This is a genomic window from Shewanella sp. UCD-FRSSP16_17, from assembly GCF_001675935.1.
GTDB classification, from domain to species: domain Bacteria; phylum Pseudomonadota; class Gammaproteobacteria; order Enterobacterales; family Shewanellaceae; genus Shewanella; species Shewanella japonica.
Genome location: NZ_LZFV01000035.1, coordinates 1 through 16791, shown reverse-complemented (window position 1 = coordinate 16791; position 16791 = coordinate 1). Strand labels below are relative to the sequence as shown.

The 16791-nt window shown below is 38.9% G+C and carries 14 protein-coding genes; 9 read left to right on the top strand and 5 right to left on the bottom strand.

Translation table 11 applies throughout. From position 1 onward, the window contains the following. Positions 1 to 5 precede the first annotated feature (5 nt). The 4 genes from aceE to ampD form a co-directional block, all read right to left on the bottom strand. Entirely contained in the window at positions 6 to 2669 is a 2664-nt protein-coding gene (gene aceE, locus A9267_RS14005; RefSeq protein ID WP_055022943.1) for a pyruvate dehydrogenase (acetyl-transferring), homodimeric type, read from the bottom strand. Between the two features lie 74 nt (positions 2670 to 2743). Next, on the bottom strand, positions 2744 to 3496 hold the full coding sequence (pdhR, locus tag A9267_RS14000; protein ID WP_055022944.1) for a pyruvate dehydrogenase complex transcriptional repressor PdhR: 753 nt from the start codon (positions 3494 to 3496) through the stop codon (positions 2744 to 2746). Between the two features lie 369 nt (positions 3497 to 3865). Further along, a complete protein-coding gene (ampE, locus tag A9267_RS13995) occupies positions 3866 to 4717 on the bottom strand; it encodes a beta-lactamase regulator AmpE (protein WP_065109609.1) in 852 nt (283 codons plus the stop codon). Positions 4718 to 4927: 210 nt separating this feature from the next. Next, positions 4928 to 5488 carry a 1,6-anhydro-N-acetylmuramyl-L-alanine amidase AmpD gene (gene ampD / locus A9267_RS13990; RefSeq protein ID WP_055022946.1) on the bottom strand — a complete coding sequence of 187 codons (561 nt, stop codon included), beginning with the start codon at positions 5486 to 5488 and terminating at the stop codon, positions 4928 to 4930. A 237-nt stretch (positions 5489 to 5725) separates the two neighbouring features. On the opposite strand from ampD, the gene nadC reads away from it, so the two are divergent. Together nadC and A9267_RS13980 are read left to right on the top strand one after the other, a co-directional pair. After that, complete coding sequence (nadC, locus tag A9267_RS13985; protein WP_065109608.1) at positions 5726 to 6604, top strand: carboxylating nicotinate-nucleotide diphosphorylase; 879 nt, start codon at positions 5726 to 5728, stop codon at positions 6602 to 6604. 1123 nt (positions 6605 to 7727) lie between these two features. Continuing rightward, positions 7728 to 8159, top strand: coding sequence for a pilin (locus A9267_RS13980; protein WP_065109607.1), 432 nt, complete (start codon positions 7728 to 7730; stop codon positions 8157 to 8159). 94 nt (positions 8160 to 8253) lie between these two features. On the opposite strand, the gene A9267_RS13975 is transcribed toward A9267_RS13980, so the two are convergent. Continuing rightward, positions 8254 to 9618, bottom strand: coding sequence for an O-antigen ligase family protein (locus A9267_RS13975; protein WP_065109606.1), 1365 nt, complete (start codon positions 9616 to 9618; stop codon positions 8254 to 8256). A 327-nt stretch (positions 9619 to 9945) separates the two neighbouring features. Between A9267_RS13975 and pilB the strand changes: the two genes are divergently transcribed. From pilB to mutT, 7 genes are read left to right on the top strand one after another with little or no spacing between them, the layout of a single operon-like run. After that, positions 9946 to 11652, top strand: a complete 1707-nt coding sequence (gene pilB, locus A9267_RS13970) for a type IV-A pilus assembly ATPase PilB (RefSeq protein ID WP_065109605.1) — start codon at positions 9946 to 9948, stop codon at positions 11650 to 11652. Positions 11653 to 11712: 60 nt separating this feature from the next. Next, positions 11713 to 12975 (top strand): type II secretion system F family protein, encoded by a 1263-nt coding sequence (locus A9267_RS13965; RefSeq protein WP_065109604.1) that lies wholly within the window; start codon positions 11713 to 11715, stop codon positions 12973 to 12975. Between the two features lie 28 nt (positions 12976 to 13003). Beyond that, positions 13004 to 13933, top strand: a complete 930-nt coding sequence (locus A9267_RS13960) for a prepilin peptidase (protein WP_065109603.1) — start codon at positions 13004 to 13006, stop codon at positions 13931 to 13933. Positions 13934 to 13945: 12 nt separating this feature from the next. Then, positions 13946 to 14551, top strand: coding sequence for a dephospho-CoA kinase (coaE, locus tag A9267_RS13955; RefSeq protein ID WP_065109602.1), 606 nt, complete (start codon positions 13946 to 13948; stop codon positions 14549 to 14551). Positions 14552 to 14560: 9 nt separating this feature from the next. Then, a complete protein-coding gene (gene zapD / locus A9267_RS13950) occupies positions 14561 to 15298 on the top strand; it encodes a cell division protein ZapD (protein ID WP_065109601.1) in 738 nt (245 codons plus the stop codon). A 40-nt stretch (positions 15299 to 15338) separates the two neighbouring features. Beyond that, positions 15339 to 15548, top strand: a complete 210-nt coding sequence (yacG, locus tag A9267_RS13945; RefSeq protein WP_065109600.1) for a DNA gyrase inhibitor YacG — start codon at positions 15339 to 15341, stop codon at positions 15546 to 15548. Then, the gene (gene mutT, locus A9267_RS13940; RefSeq protein WP_231919140.1) at positions 15523 to 15960 is read left to right on the top strand and encodes an 8-oxo-dGTP diphosphatase MutT; all 438 of its coding nucleotides are present in this window, start codon (positions 15523 to 15525) and stop codon (positions 15958 to 15960) included. Before yacG ends, mutT begins: the two co-directional genes overlap by 26 nt. The last annotated feature ends 831 nt before the right edge of the window (positions 15961 to 16791 follow it).

Sequence of the window (16791 nt, the reverse complement as noted above, 5' to 3'; positions counted from 1 at the left end):
TCTCTCTATGCGAACTGTGGGTTGATCTTATCAACGTCAATACCGTATTCCTTGATAGCTTTAGTTAGCACATCAACTGGTATTTCGTTACGGTCGACAAGAGACTTAAGTGAAGCAATAACAATGAACTTAGCATCAACTTCAAAGTGGTGACGTAAATTCTCACGGCTATCACTGCGGCCGAAACCGTCAGTACCTAACACTTTGTAATCAGTCGGGATGTAAGCACGTAATTGTTCGCCGTAAATCTTCATATAATCTGTTGCGACAATCGCTGGTGCATCTTTTGATAACACTTCAGAGATATATGGCACTTTTGGCGTTTCAGTTGGGTGAAGCATGTTGTAACGCTCAGTGGCTTGGCCATCACGTGTTAACTCGTTAAAGCTAGTCACGCTGAATACATCTGCGCTAATTCCGAAGTCTTTTGATAAAGCGACAGCCGCTTTACGCACTTGCTCTAGAATCGTGCCGCTACCCATTAACTGAACTGAACCTTTACCACTACCTTGATGACTTTCTAGCTTGTAGATACCTTTAACGATACCCTCTTCGCTGCCTTCAGGCATCGCAAGTTGTTCGTAGTTTTCGTTCATAGTAGTCAGGTAGTAGAACACGTCTTCCTGCTCACCATACATACGACGAATACCGTCTTGAACAATCACAGCAATTTCGTAACCGTAAGTAGGATCGTAAGAAATACAGTTTGGAATAGTGTTTGCTAAGACATGGCTGTGGCCATCTTGATGCTGAAGACCTTCACCATTCAGGGTAGTACGGCCAGAAGTACCACCCACCATAAAGCCACGCGCTCGCATATCACCTGCAGCCCAAGCCATGTCACCAATACGTTGGAAACCAAACATTGAGTAGTAGATGTAGAATGGGATCATAGGAGTATCGTTAACTGAGTAGCTTGTTGCCGCTGCGACCCAAGATGACATTGCACCTAATTCGTTAATCCCTTCTTGTAATACTTGACCGGTTTTATCTTCACGGTAGTAAGCAACTTGATCTGAATCTTGCGGCTCGTATTTTTGTCCTTCATGGGCATAAATACCCACCTGACGGAATAAGCCTTCCATACCAAAAGTACGTGCTTCATCAGGAATAATCGGTACGATGTTCTTGCCGATTTTCTTGTCTTTAAGCAGTGCAGTTAAGATACGGACAAATGACATTGTGCTTGAGATTTGACGGCCATTAGAGCCTTTCAGCACTGAGTCAAAAATCTTAAGCGATGGTACTTCTAACTCTTCAGAGAACTTCTCAAGGCGAGTTGGCATCGCACCATGGAGTGATTCACGACGCGCTTTGAGGTATTTAACCTCTTCAGAGTCAGCACCTGGATGGTAGTAAGGAATATCTTCTAACTGATCATCGCTAATTGGGATATTAAAACGATCGCGGAAGTATTTAAGCGATTCTACGCCCATTTTCTTCACGTTATGCGCGATATTTTTACCTTCACCCGCATCACCCATACCGTAACCTTTTACTGTTTTAGCAAGGATAACTGTAGGACGACCTTTAGTATTTTTAGCATGTTGTAATGCAGCGTAAATCTTAACTGGATCATGACCACCACGGTTCAAACGCCAAATGTCATCATCTGACATGTTAGCAACCATTTCGGCAGTTTCAGGATATTTACCAAAGAAGTGCTCACGTGTATAAGCGCCACCTTTAGCTTTACAGTTTTGGTATTCACCATCAACGGTTTCTTCCATTAACTGTAGTAATTTACCGCTAGTATCACGTGCAAGTAATGGATCCCAGTAGCGACCCCAAATCACTTTAACGGCTTCCCAGCCTGCGCCGCGGAACTCGCCTTCTAATTCTTGAATGATTTTACCGTTACCACGAACAGGACCATCAAGACGCTGCAAGTTACAGTTAACAATAAAGACTAAGTTATCTAATTCTTCACGAGCAGCAAGACCGATAGCACCCAATGTTTCAGGCTCATCACACTCACCATCACCTAAGAAACAGTAAACCGTTTGCTCAGAGCAATCTTTTAAACCACGGTCAGTGAGATACTTAAGGAAACGCGCTTGATAAATTGCTTGAATCGGACCAAGGCCCATTGATACTGTCGGGAACTGCCAGTAGTCAGGCATTAATTTCGGATGCGGATAAGAAGACAGACCTTTACCATCAACTTCTTGACGGAATCCGTTCATTTGATCTTCGCTAATACGACCTTCAAGGAAAGAACGAGAGTAGATACCCGGCGCGATATGACCTTGGTAATACACTAAATCGCCGCCGTCTTTTGCATTAGGAGCACGGAAGAAGTGGTTAAAACACACATCATAAATAGTCGCACTAGAGGCAAAACTAGAAATGTGACCACCTAGCTCTAAATCTTTCTTAGAACCACGTAATACCATTGCAAGGGCATTCCAACGAACGATAGCACGAATGCGACGCTCCATTTCCTGATCACCAGGCATATGTGGCTCTTGGCCAGACGGAATGGTATTCAAATAAGCGGTCGTTGCCTTGTAAGGTAGATGAGTACCATTACGGCGCGCTTTATCGATTAACTGTTCAAGTAGATAATGCGCACGTTCAGGGCCTTCTTGCTCTAATACCGCTTGCAGGGAATCTACCCATTCTTGAGTTTCTAATGGATCTAAGTCTTGTAGCATATCTTCAGACATGTCGCTGTCCTTCTCTAGATACTGATAATTAATGTGTTTCGGTCAATCTATAGTGATGTTCACTATATTTTGTATCAAACACCGCTCTTTAAACGGCGCAAGCTACGCTGCAACCGACTGTCTTCTTCCCTCACTGACAACATGACTTCCTCGATGTAACTCAAATGTTCGTTCGAGGCTTCACGTGCCGCATCAGGATCACGGCGAACAATCGCAGCGAGTAATGCTCGCCTGTGTTCATTCGCCATAGTAGAGGCTTCTTCGCGACGGCTTAAAAGCTCTAAGTTCTGTGCCACGTTTTTGTGCAACACAGGGGTTAAACTGAGTACTAGGTGTAACATCGCCACATTGTGCGATGCTTCTGCAACTGCACGATAAAATCGCACAATCGCATCGGCTTGAGCTTCAATATTGCTCGCCGTTTCAACTTCATTAATTGAACGCTTGATGCTTTGCATATCGGCATCGTTTCCACGAAGCGCAGCAAAATAGGCCATCATACCCTCTGTAGCATGACGAAATTCCAATAAGTCGTATTGGCTTTCAGAGTCGTTATGCATCAGCTCTACAATTGGATCTGCTAGGCTCTGCCAAAGTTGCTCTTTGACGTAAGTGCCTCCACCTTGTCGGCGCATTAGCAGACCTTTGGCTTCTAACTTTTGAATCGCTTCACGCAGAGAAGGACGAGACACTTCAAACTGCAAGGCAAGCTCACGCTCAGGCGGTAATTTTTGCCCTGGTTGCAAGCTACCTTCGAGGATCATGCGCTCTAGCTGCTCCATGATCACATCTGAAATTTTTGGCTGGGTTATTTTGCTATAAGCCATTTGGCCCTCAGCTCCGTTGTCAATTGGTCTTACCAATTTATATGAGATAGCGCACTTTATCAAATCAAACAATTGATGTCTAGTTAGGCTAGTGTTGAATGGATGTTGGCTAAAAGTTTAAAACATCACAACTCTTAAGGTGCTATGAGCATAACGAAAAAAAACTTTTAAGGGGTCTGACCATTTCACAAACGCAACCACTGAGGGGATACGGAATGTTTCAATGTCGTTAGCGGCTAAAATATAAAGCGCATTTCTAGTAAACTTTAGCAGCTAATTTAAATGCTAATCGTCTATAAAATAAAAACTGTTTTTCTATTTCAAATAAATATTAGTTATGCATTAATTTCGCATAAACTTAATGGTGTATTAACTCACCACACCGAAGATAGTGAGTACCGACAAAACTGTCAGTAATAAAATAAAGTTACGTTTACTTAATGCTAATAATGCCAACGTTGGCTGCACACAAACAGGCGCCGAGGTTGATTCAGGTATACTTTCAGCGGCTATGGCTGTACGGGTGACAATATTTTTTGCATGATTGCTGGCACTGAATACCTGTTTACGCCATTCGGCAATGCCTGAAGCGAAATGACCACTTAATACAAAACCAAAGCTAAAAATGCGACTCGGTAGCCAGTCGAGTAAAAACAGTAATCGACTAATAAAAGGCATATTGAGTTGGTTTAACTGATTATGTTGGTCATAAAAACGTACCGTGCAATAAAGCACTGCACCAACTGGCCCAAAGAAGATCAAAAATAATGCTACAGCACCGTAGTACCGATAATTAACCCAAGCCACTGTTTTACCTATTTGTTGGCCCAAATCTTTTTCATCAATAGCATCTAAGCATTCAGCACAATCTAGGCTTTCGGCATAATGGTAACAGGCCTGTACATCTCCTCGACACGCCGCAAGCATGTATTTTTTGAAGTTATTACGCAGAGTTTGATGGCTAAAACAAAGAATGGATATTGCTACCCATAGCAATAATGTCATTAAGTCATAAACGAGACCATCCAAGAGGACTAACAAGAGAAAAATCATAACCGCAGGAATAAGGATAACAACAGAAACCCAAATAGCTGAATCAAGTTGCTTATCTTTCCAAAATAAAGACTGGTATTTAGCGAGCATTGAATCAAATTGCCAACTTGCAGGAAGTAGCTTGAGTCTTTCGACCATGATTGCAATTAATAACGAAAAAAGTGCCATGTGACTCCTGCAAACTAAACAAAAATAAAGTTACTGGATAAACGCAAAACCAAGTACAACAATAAGTTCAACACTATAATTAAAAAATGACTTTATAACAAAGGCTTACTTGGCCTTACCTTCTGAAGTATACAAGCTAACAACATCATAAAAACCACTGACACAATAGACATTTACTGTTAGATTCCGAACATCATTTAATCAGTGGCATTAGCTGGCACCACGGTTTGCTAATAAACTAAAATATCGTGACCAATCAAAACTATCGCCAGGATCAGTTTTTCGCCCCGGTGCTATATCGCAGTGCCCTACAATTCTAGTTTGATTAAGCATAGGGTATACATTGAACAACTCCAAGGTTAATTCAGCTAAAACTTGATATTGCTCATTGGTATAAGGAGCATCGTCTGTTCCCTCAAGTTCGACCCCCACCGTAAAGTCATTACAATTGTCACGACCTTCAAAACTCGACACTCCAGCATGCCATGCCCTGTCATCACAACTGACATATTGCACTAACTCGCCATCTCTACGTATTAAAAAGTGCGCAGAGACTTCAAGACCCGCAAGCTCTTCAAAACTAGGATCGGCACTGACATCTAAACAACCTTGAAAAAGGCCATCAATGTGCGGTAAACCGAAGCAGCCTGCGGGAAGGCTGATATTATGAATAATTAATCCACTCACCTCATGTAGGGGTCGTTGATTAAAATGAGGTGACTTACATATGCGGGCTTTTCGGTGCCAGCCTGCATGAATACTTTTGTTCATAATCTATTCTTATTATCAGCGTTAAACTACAACCTTTAATGGGCTGTTATATACATAATGAATTTAATCACTAAGCTTGTTTCTGCGTTGCTAGTAAACAAGCTTAATGTATCAGTTAAGCGCTATATTTTGAAATAACAACTGTGGTAAAGTTGCTCGCATACCTGTTTTATTATCAGTTGGATTTCATTATATATTGACCAACTTGATGCAGCTGTTATAGCAAGGACAAATCACATGATTGAAAATGACATCCGTCACGCAGTGAAAACCGCTCTTGATGAAGATCTAGGACACAATCCGTCTCATACTCCAAAAGACATGTTAGCTGCAGATATCACAGCACAACTTATTCCTGCTGAAAAGTATGCAGAAGCCGAACTTATCACCCGTGAAGAAGGTGTTTTTTGCGGTAAAGCTTGGGCAGAGCAAGTATTTAACCAACTTGGTGGCGAAGTCGCTTTACATTGGCATGTTGATGATGGTGATTTATTAGTTCCGAACCAAGTGCTATGTGAGCTTTCAGGGCCAGCGAGAGCAATCTTAACTGGCGAACGCACTGCAATGAACTTTATTCAAACGCTATCTGGTGTAGCGAGTTTAACCAAGCATTATGTCGACAAATTAGCAGGCACACACACTCGTCTGCTTGATACGCGTAAAACCATTCCAGGACTTCGCACAGCACAAAAATACGCAGTCACCTGTGGTGGCGGTAAAAATCATCGCATCGGCTTATTCGATGCATTTTTGATAAAAGAAAATCATATTATGGCTTGCGGTAATATTGAGCTGGCTGTCAATGCAGCGAGAAAACTAGCGGCTGATAAACCCGTGGAAGTTGAAGTTGAGTCTATTAATGAGTTAACTCAAGCATTAGAAGCTGGCTCAGACATCATTATGCTCGATAATTTTGATGTCACTATGATGATTGAAGCAGTAGCACTAAATGAACAATTTAAGCAAAAAGGCTTTAATACTAAATTAGAAGTCTCTGGTAACGTCACTATCGACACCATCAGTGATTTTGCAAAAACTGGCGTCGATTTTATTTCTGTTGGCGCACTCACCAAGCATGTTAAAGCGCTTGATTTATCATTACGTCTAAAATCATAAATATCGGCGAACTCGTTACTGATATAGATTAGAAACACAGTTATTAGCATTTAGGTACTTATAACAAATGACATCAACAAAATGGCATAACTAACAATTAAACCTTGATGTTTCTATGAAGCCTGCTTGAAGCAGGCTTTTTAATACCTTGCTAGTGCTCCTAAAAAGTGCGTAATCAGCTTTCTCTAATAACTTCAGCGATTACTCACTTCACATAGAGAATATGACTTTGGTTATGGTTATGGTTTCACGAGCACAAATAACATGTCTAAACATTGGTACATCGAACTAAATAAAGCCTTTATCTGATTCACACTGAGACAATAATACTGTCATTCAGGCTAAAAAACGAGCTGCATTTATTGTCATTCCAACCTTTAATCTGCTCATTGCTTTCTTATTTGAAGCGGGAGTTCATGCTTTCGATTTTAATTGAATTCCAGTTTCTCATAATACCTTGGGAGGTCCTACCATTATTAAAGTTTCATTTATATAGTACTTATTTCTATATGTTTAGGCTGTTTAACAATGCCATAATTTTGACAAAACTAATCGACAGTCAATTATTATTCAAAACAAGCAAACATTGTCACAAAAATGTTACTTACTGAGTCGTTTCAATGAAATAAAACCAGCAAAAAACGCTTTTTTCGCACTTTACGCCGATAAAGTATTCCCTTTTTAGTAACTTTATAATAACGTTCACTACAGACGAGTTAATGTTGAGACGCAAGCCTTAACAAATGACTTTTCAAAGTGTTACCTTGGTAACAATTAATTGCTTTGATAAGTAATTTTTAAGCACTAACTCTCAACTGAACACTCCGTTAACAATGTAGCAAGTATGTTACACTGCTAATTGTGGTCAAAGGTAAAGTGGCGAATATTCAAACACTACTCTATCCTTTAACACTAATGTAACGATATGGCTTATGACTGGTTTCCCTGAGAAGCGAGTTATTTAGCTGTCTCGTAACTGCATTACCATTTTAATAAGAACACTAGTTTACTAATGTCGGAAGGATTGTGGTGATAGGACACCACTTAAAGTTATTAAGGGCCTTTAATAATTTTAAGTTTCAAGGATAAGAACAAGCCCGAAGCAATACAGAGAGAGACAAAAATGAAAAGCATTAACCAAATGAAAAACGCTAAGGGTTTTACTCTTATTGAATTAATGATCGTAGTAGCGATCATCGGTATTCTTGCAGCAATCGCATTGCCTGCTTACCAAGATTACACTGTTAAGTCACAAGTAGGTTCTGCTTATTCTGAACTTAGCTCTTTAAAGTCACAATTTGAAGTTATTAAGAATGAAGGTAAAACACCTTCATTGACTGCTACTGACGCTGGTTATATAGGTCAGACTGCTGGCGGCGGTCGTTATTGTGCGCTTACAGTTACAGGTACAAGCATTGCTTGCTCAATTAAGAATTCAAATGCAGATAAAGCAAATGGTAAAACACTAACATTGAACCGTACAACTGAAGGTGTTTGGTCATGTGCTACAGGCGGTGGTTTAGACGCTAAATTTAAGCCTGGAAGCTGTAGCTAACAAGCTTTTTAAGTATTAAAACCTAGGTGTTTAAGCCTAGGTTTTTTTTTGTCTATCAGATTTAGAAAGCATACCAGATGAAATAGACAAGTGTTTAAAAACTAATTGCACCATCTATCCAAACTCTTGGATGTTGGGTATTCTTTAGTTCTGAATGTTGAAAACTAGATGCTACAACACCAACAAATATTGTTGTCAGAATAAATAACACTAACTTTTTTCCTTTCCTTAGAGTAATGAACCTCTTATCTGAATATTGCCTGTCATAGAGTCCCACAGAAATAAGAAATATAAGTAATAATTGAGAGAATGGCATAACTATAACTCCGCTAAATAGAGAATAAATAGCAGCAGATAGAACTGAAAACAAAACACTCTCTAACACAATGTGATTAGAGCTTAACTGAGATAATACCTGTTTAAAATACAAACAAATTAAACTAAGAGTAACTAAAAACATTGGGATGCCGTACTCATATAGGATTTGCAGCATTGAATTATGTAAATGTGCATTTGCTAGAGGCCTTCCTTCCCCCCAAGCAAAACTCATTGGTCCAAAACCAAGCCAAGGGCGATCGAATATAGTGTTAATAGCATATAACCACATCTCCAGTCTGCCAGAACTCGAAGTATCTAAATTAACAGTAGGCGAATCAAAAAAAGTATTCGGTAAAACAACAATAAATACTAGCCAAAGAATGAAGCCAACTGTGAAAGACTTAGTAATAAATAATATAAATAACTTCTTTTTAGGATGTATTGAAAAATAAGTGATCAGACTAAAAGCTATGAGCAATGACAAAACTGCTCCGCGTGCCTCAGTTTGTAATAAAGCTAACCAATGAAGTGAAGCCAGAACTAAAGCGATTTTTTTATATTTATGTAATGGTTCAAAAAATATAACCAAAGAGAGTAAAGGGTAAATCATCACCTGTAGTTGATTAAAAAATCGTACATTATCATACCCAGAGATGAGACTTGAAATTCCAGCCGGACCATTATCTAAATAGGAAAATGTAAGATATAGCAAGTAAACAATAAAATGAAGCACAGAAAAGCATACAGCGAAAAAAAGCAAATAACTGACTAGTTCTAGTTTAGTTAATACTTTTGTTATGCTACAAAAGCACACAAAAACAACAAACAAAAGAGCCAAATTTGTAAGCTCAATCCCACTCCAATAAGGATGTTCACTTAATACTAAAGAACTTATGATGAGCGCTAAGATAGCTATCGCAAAAAGCCCTTGATTAGGTGTTGGCGATAAAAATGTTAGATTGTTTGTTGCACACAATAAAAGTACAGAGAACCATATAAACAGTAAAACCAAGAAGCGCTTACTGTCATATAAAGTTCCTATTTCAAATATATCAGTCAATCGATTCGCTAAAACTGTTCCCAGTATGATAGTTATCAAAAAAACAATTAATATAGCAAAACTAGCTGTTCTTAGCTGCATTCATTAAATACCATTAAAACTTGTTAAAAGACTCACTATTTAGCAGAATTGATATAACGCTCAAAACTACTGCTACCTAATACATAAACAAACCTTGTTGCTTTAAATTATCCTGCTTAGCTATGTTTTTTTACTTCAGATAAAATAAATTGCTGACATAAACTTCTATCTATTATTGATATAATAAAGGAATAAAAGGTTGATTTATTAGCATATATCATCTAGGAATAAAATTTTATAGCTACAAAGCAACTGTGCGTTTCTATTGAATGACATCTTAACTAAAAGAAGTTAATATTTGGTAAATATTTATAATTTGGAATCCTCATGGCAGCAACAAGTCTCAATTTAGGGCTTTCAACCGTTTTTGTTAGAAAAAATTTATTAGACGAACAACTGATGTCTGATGCAATTTTACAATCTCGGAAAAAAAGAAAGACTTTAGTAAGCACGATAGTTGCTATGAAAGCATTATCTGCGAGAGAAATTGCAGAAATGTGCTATGAAGAATACGGCTCACCATTACTGGATTTATCCGAATTTGATGTAGCAAATATACCTGAAGACCTTCTTAACAAAAAACTCATTGCTACCCATAACTGTTTACCGCTTTTTAAACGCGGGAATAGGCTCTACATTGCTACCTCTGATCCAACGAATATTGCAGCATTAGAAGACTTCCAATTTAGTCTAGGTCTGCATGCCGAAGCAATTATTGTAGAAGATGATAAACTCAATACCATACTTGAAAAGGTACTTGAAGATGATATTTCAGGTCTCGGCCTCGATGGCATGGATGAAGAAGCATTAGCAGGTATTGAAGTTACAGATACTTCACAAGAAGAAGAGCCAGCAGAAAGCAGTGATGATGCACCAATAGTTATATATATAAACAAAATTCTAACCGATGCAATTCGCAAAGGTGCTTCAGATTTACATTTCGAGCCTTATGAAAAACGTTACCGTATTCGTTTTAGAATCGATGGTATCTTACATGAAGTTTCTGAGCCCCCAGTCAATCTTTCAAGCCGAATTTCTGCTCGCTTAAAAGTCATGTCGAAATTAGATATTGCGGAGCGCCGTGTACCGCAAGATGGCCGAATTAAAATGAAGCTATCACGTACTAAATCTATCGATTTTCGTGTGAGTACACTCCCAACTATTTGGGGTGAGAAAATTGTAATGCGTATTTTAGACTCTTCTTCTGCGCAATTAGGTATTGAAAAACTTGGCTATGAAGATGATCAGCGTCTTCTATATGAAGAAATGCTCGCTAAACCACAAGGAATGATATTAGTAACAGGGCCTACAGGTTCTGGTAAAACAGTCTCGTTATATACTGGCTTAAATATTCTTAATACGGAAGAGCGAAATATATCAACAGCTGAAGATCCTGTTGAAATTAACCTTGAAGGCGTTAATCAGGTTCATATCAATTTAAAAGCTGGGTTAACGTTTGCTTCAGCACTTAGATCATTTTTACGTCAAGATCCTGATGTTGTGATGGTCGGTGAGATCCGTGATTTAGAAACGGCAGAAATTGCAATTAAAGCCGCACAAACAGGTCACTTAGTATTGTCGACCTTGCATACTAATTCTGCAGCAGAAACCTTAACTCGATTAATCAATATGGGTGTACCTGGCTATAATATTGCTAGCTCAGTGAATTTAATTATCGCTCAGCGACTTGCAAGACGATTATGTCCTGAGTGTAAATCTCCAGAAGATGTTCCCACTGAAGAATTACAGCGCCTAGGTTTCAGCGAAAGCTCAATTAATAATGGGTTCACGGTTTACAAACCGGTTGGCTGTGACCATTGCTCTGGCGGTTATAAAGGTCGAGTGGGTATATACGAAGTAATGAAAATGACAGATGAAATCGCTCGTACCATTATGGAAGGAGGTAACTCTCTGCAAATAGCCAAACAAGCAACACAAAGTGGTATGCGAGATCTACGTTTATCAGGCTTACTCAAAGTAACGCAAGGGATTACTAGTATTGCTGAGGTAAACCGTGTTACAAGCTTTAATTAACAAGCTGTAAATTTTCGTTAAGCATTGATTGCACATAATAAATAGAAAAGGATTTGCTTTATGGCAACAGCAGCGGCAAGAAGAAAGCCGAGAACAAAAAAAGACACCAAGCTACAACCTAAAACCTTCACTTTTGAATGGAAAGGTGTAAATAGAGATGGTCAAAGAACATCTGGCGAACTACGCGGCACTTCGATTGCTGAAATACGCAGTGTTTTAAAAGCCCAAGGAGTGACTCCCAAGGGAGTGAGAAAAAAAGCGACTCCACTATTTAAGTCAGAGAAAAAGATCACTGCGATGGATATTGCAATGATTACTCGACAAATAGCCACTATGCTAGCCGCAGGTGTACCGCTTGTTACAACCATTGAACTTTTAGGCAAAGGTCATGAAAAGGCTAAAATGCGTGAGCTATTATCTGGAATTTTGACCGACGTTCAATCAGGTATTCCTCTATCTGATGCTATTCGTCCCCACAGACAATATTTTGATGATCTTTATGTTGACTTGGTCGCTGCTGGTGAACATTCAGGATCATTAGATGCGGTATTCGATCGCATTGCTGTATATAAAGAAAAAGCTGAGGCCTTAAAATCTAAAATTAAAAAAGCCATGTTTTATCCTGCAGCTGTCGTTATCGTAGCTATAGCAGTTACGGTATTATTATTATTATTTGTAGTCCCTCAGTTTGAAGAAATATTTAATGGTTTTGGTGCCGAGCTACCAGCATTTACTCAAATGATCATAGGTATTTCAGAGTGGCTGCAAAGTTCTTGGTACTACTTTGCTGTTGCTTTAATAATTGGAATTTTTGCATTTAAAAGAGCACATAGAAATTCCCAAGGCTTTAGAGATCAAGTCGATGTCGCATTACTGAAAATCCCCGCAATTGGTGATATTTTACATAAAGCAGCAATGTCTCGATTTGCGCGCACTCTGGCAACAACTTTTGCCGCGGGTGTCCCATTAATTGATGGTTTAGAGTCTGCTGCTGGCGCATCCGGTAATGCCGTTTATAAAAAAGCATTATTAAAAGTACGCCAAGAAGTCATGTCTGGTATGCAAATGAATGTAGCAATGAGAACCACTGGCATCTTCCCTGACATGCTTATACAAATGGTAATGATCGGCGAAGAGTCTGGTGGATTAGATGACATGCTTAATAAAATTGCAAACATTTATGAAATGCAAGTTGATGATGCAGTGGATGGCTTATCAAGCCTGATTGAACCGATCATGATGGTTGTCATTGGCACAATTGTTGGTGGTTTGATTATCGGTATGTATTTACCTATTTTTGAAATGGGTAACGTTGTCGGCTAAAGCTTAAAACATTAAGAATAAAAAAGTCATGAATGAATTTTTATCTAGCTTCATAACATCAATGAGCCAATCACCTTGGCTCTTTCTGTCAATTAGCTTTATCTTTGCTGCCACCATTGGCAGCTTTTTAAACGTCGTCATCCACCGCTTTCCAGTGATGATGAAACGTCAATGGCAAAGTGAATGTAACTTTTATTTATCGGAATACCACCCAGACATCGTCAAAGAAGTCGGTGAAAAACGTTTAAATAAGCCAATAGACAAATACCCCCTAAAATATAACTTAGTTGTACCTGGCTCAGCCTGCCCGAAATGCAAAAGTAATATCAAACCTTGGCATAATTTACCTATCTTAGGTTGGATTTTATTAAAAGGTAAATGCGCTAATTGTAAAGCAACAATTAGCGCTAGATACCCTCTGTTTGAATTAATAACAGGCATTTTAGTTGCAGTGCTTGCTTGGCACTTTGGACCTACCTGGCAGTTTCTATTTGCATCAATACTGACGTTTATACTGATAGCATTAACAGGTATCGACCTAGATGAAATGCTACTACCGGACCAGTTAACCTTACCTTTATTGTGGCTTGGCTTGCTTATTAATCTTAAGGGGATCTATGCAAGCCCTACTGATGCCATAGTCGGTGCAGCTGCTGGTTATTTAAGTCTTTGGTCTGTGTTTTGGTTGTTCAAGCTAATTACAGGCAAAGAAGGCATGGGTTATGGCGATTTCAAATTGTTAGCCGTGTTTGGTGCTTGGTTAGGCTGGCAATTTTTACCGCTTATCATCCTCCTATCTTCGTTAGTAGGAGCCATTGTCGGTATTACTATGATGTTATTGAAAAATTTATCGAGAGAAAACCCGATTCCATTTGGCCCATACATAGCGGTAGCAGGCTGGATTGCATTAGTCTGGGGACAAGATATTATCAATTGGTATCTTGGAACCTTATATTAATTAGAGCGCAATATGTCTAAATATATAGTCGGACTTACAGGTGGAATAGGTTCAGGTAAAACCACGGTTGCAAATCAATTTGCAAAATTAGGAATTGAACTTGTAGATGCGGATATTATCGCAAGAAAAGTCGTTGAAAAAGGAAGCGACGGACTGAAAAAAATCGTTCTCCGTCACGGCCAAAAACTATTGCAGCCTTCTGGTGAGCTCGATCGAGCAGCGTTAAGAGAAATTGTATTTGATAATGAGAAAGAACGGCTTTGGTTAAATAACCTACTACACCCAATGATCCGCAACGCAATGCTCCTAGCGGTAGAAAATGCTAAATCAGCCTATGTAATTATGATTGTTCCCTTGCTATTTGAGAATGGGTTAGATAGTTTAGTCAATACGACTTTAGTGGTGGATATTCCACCACATGAACAAATAGCCAGAACAGCAAAACGAGACGGGGTCGAATCAGCTCAAGTTGAACGTATTATATCCAGCCAAATAGACCGAAATACGAGACTTTCTAAAGCAGATAACGTTATTGAGAATACTCAATCTCCCGAGGCATTACGAGACACTGTTCAGTTATTACATTTGAGATATTTAGCCCAAGCATCTTCAGCATAGATAATAACAATGAATAACGATCTGATTTATGAGCAACCATTAAATGAAAAAACGCGTAGTTACCTAAGACTCGAATATTTAGCAGATCAGCTTAACAGTCATGCCAATGATGACCAGCAGCACCACTGTTTCTACCCTCTTTTTTCGCTTGCTGAACTAACAGATCGTTGTGATTACCGTTCTGATATTCTTAAAGACATCGATAAGCAGCTAATTGTATTAACAAAATGGCATGCTTTACCTCATGTTGATAAACAACAAATACAATCAATAATTGACCAACTTCAAGCAGCAAAAGCTCCACTGCAAAGTAACGACCGTATCGGCTGTAAGTTAAAGCAAGATAGGTTTATATCCGCTTTAAAGCAGCGTTTTGGTATGCCTGGAGCATGTTGTAATTTTGATTTACCTCAACTGCATTTTTGGCTTTCAAAGCCTTGGAATGAAAGACAAAAAGATTTGAAAGCATGGATAGCAAATTTTGAACCTATTTTGAAACCTATTACATTATTGCTAGAGCTAACTCGAAGTACTGCTGAATTTAGAACCTCAGAGGCAGAACAAGGCTTCTATCAAGGAACCAGTCCCCAAACCTTGTCACTTATTAGAGTAAAACTATCACAATCTCATGGTTGTTACCCTACCATCAGCGGTCATAAAAGCCGGTTTGCCATTCACTTTGTTAATTTTGATTCTCAAAAGCATACCGACAAACAAATTAAATTCAAACTAGCTACTTGCCAATAAATTCTTTAGGATCTCACTGTATTAGTTAGAGAGAAGAATTATGCCAATTTCAGTTAAATGTCCAATTTGCCAAAAAGATGTTCAATGGAACAGTGAATCTAAATTTAAGCCATTTTGTAGTGAACGCTGTAAAATGATTGATTTAGGAGATTGGGCTAGTGAAAAACATGCTATTCCAGTAAAGCCAGAGTTTGATCACGAAACATTAGATACAGAAGGATTCGATGAAGGTGACTTCTTCAAGCATTAACCTACCGGAAGTAAAAATGAAAAGAGTTCATGTAGCCGTTGGCGTTATCATTAATGATGAACAAAAAATATTATTAGCAAAGCGTCACTCACACCTCCATCAAGGTGGTAAATGGGAATTTCCTGGTGGTAAGGTGGAAAACAATGAGACGGTCACACAAGCGCTAATTAGAGAGCTTAAAGAAGAAGTAAACCTAGATGTTTATACTTCGATTTCATTTTTGGAGATAGCACATAATTATCCTGATAAACATGTACTACTGGATATACATTTAGTCAAAGAGTTTGATGGGAGCGGAGAAGGTCTTGAAAATCAAGAGATCAAATGGGTAGAGGTCTCAGCCTTGCCACAATATGAATTTCCTGAAGCCAATATACCCATCATAAAGAAACTAATGAGCGAAATAATATGAACCACACAGGCTGGTGCTGATTACATTAGCTTTAATTTAGTTTAAATATTTCAACGTAACCAACCGCATTACCATAGCTACTACTACAACTTTTTACTGCTAATGACATATACGCATGATAATGACATGCTTGAGCACTTACACTATCTGTAACGCCACTCTAAATACTTAAGAATTAAACTCCAAAGGCCCGTTATATCAGTAATGGGCTATCTGCTCTCTTACGAGTGAAATTAGGCCCTTGGCAATGAACTACTTTCACATGGGCGTATTGACCACACTGTATTTCGCTGCACTCAATTCACTTAATAATCAGACACAAAAAAGCCCGAGACGTGAGTAACGGGCTACCTGCTCTCAATTAAGAGAAATTAGGCGTTTGGCAATGACCTACTTTCACATGGGCATATCGTCCATACTGTCTTTCCCTGCACTCAATTCACTTAACAATCAGACACAAAAAAGCCCGTTACGTGAGTAATGGGCTATCTGCTCTCTTAAAAGAGAAATTAGGCGCTTGGTGGTGACCTACTTTCACATGGCATATCAATCACACGATCAGCAGTTCATGAGTCTAAAATTGAGCTTTAGCTTCGTTTCTGAAGATGTATATCTTAAATTACAGACACAAAAAAGCCCGTTGCATGAGTAACGGGCTACCTACTCTCTTAAAAAACAAATTAGGCACTTTACCATAGCTGACTTTCACATGGGCATATCATCCACACTTTCTTTCACTACACTCAACTCACTTAACAAGCAGACACAAAAAAGCCCGTTACGTGAGTAACGGGCTATCTGCTCTCTTAAAAGAGAAATTAGGCGCTTGGC

Bases quoted from the DNA above. Each gene is read 5' to 3' on its own strand.
- A9267_RS13965 (WP_065109604.1), top strand. From the start codon at position 11,713: ATGGCAACAGCAGCGGCAAGAAGAAAGCCGAGAACAAAAAAAGACACC.
- pdhR (WP_055022944.1), bottom strand. From the start codon at position 3,496: ATGGCTTATAGCAAAATAACCCAGCCAAAAATTTCAGATGTGATCATG.
- yacG (WP_065109600.1), top strand. From the start codon at position 15,339: ATGCCAATTTCAGTTAAATGTCCAATTTGCCAAAAAGATGTTCAATGG.
- zapD (WP_065109601.1), top strand. From the start codon at position 14,561: ATGAATAACGATCTGATTTATGAGCAACCATTAAATGAAAAAACGCGT.
- coaE (WP_065109602.1), top strand. From the start codon at position 13,946: ATGTCTAAATATATAGTCGGACTTACAGGTGGAATAGGTTCAGGTAAA.
- mutT (WP_231919140.1), top strand. From the start codon at position 15,523: ATGAAGGTGACTTCTTCAAGCATTAACCTACCGGAAGTAAAAATGAAA.
- ampD (WP_055022946.1), bottom strand. From the start codon at position 5,488: ATGAACAAAAGTATTCATGCAGGCTGGCACCGAAAAGCCCGCATATGT.
- nadC (WP_065109608.1), top strand. From the start codon at position 5,726: ATGATTGAAAATGACATCCGTCACGCAGTGAAAACCGCTCTTGATGAA.
- A9267_RS13980 (WP_065109607.1), top strand. From the start codon at position 7,728: ATGAAAAGCATTAACCAAATGAAAAACGCTAAGGGTTTTACTCTTATT.
- pilB (WP_065109605.1), top strand. From the start codon at position 9,946: ATGGCAGCAACAAGTCTCAATTTAGGGCTTTCAACCGTTTTTGTTAGA.
- A9267_RS13960 (WP_065109603.1), top strand. From the start codon at position 13,004: ATGAATGAATTTTTATCTAGCTTCATAACATCAATGAGCCAATCACCT.
- A9267_RS13975 (WP_065109606.1), bottom strand. From the start codon at position 9,618: ATGCAGCTAAGAACAGCTAGTTTTGCTATATTAATTGTTTTTTTGATA.
- ampE (WP_065109609.1), bottom strand. From the start codon at position 4,717: ATGGCACTTTTTTCGTTATTAATTGCAATCATGGTCGAAAGACTCAAG.
- aceE (WP_055022943.1), bottom strand. From the start codon at position 2,669: ATGTCTGAAGATATGCTACAAGACTTAGATCCATTAGAAACTCAAGAA.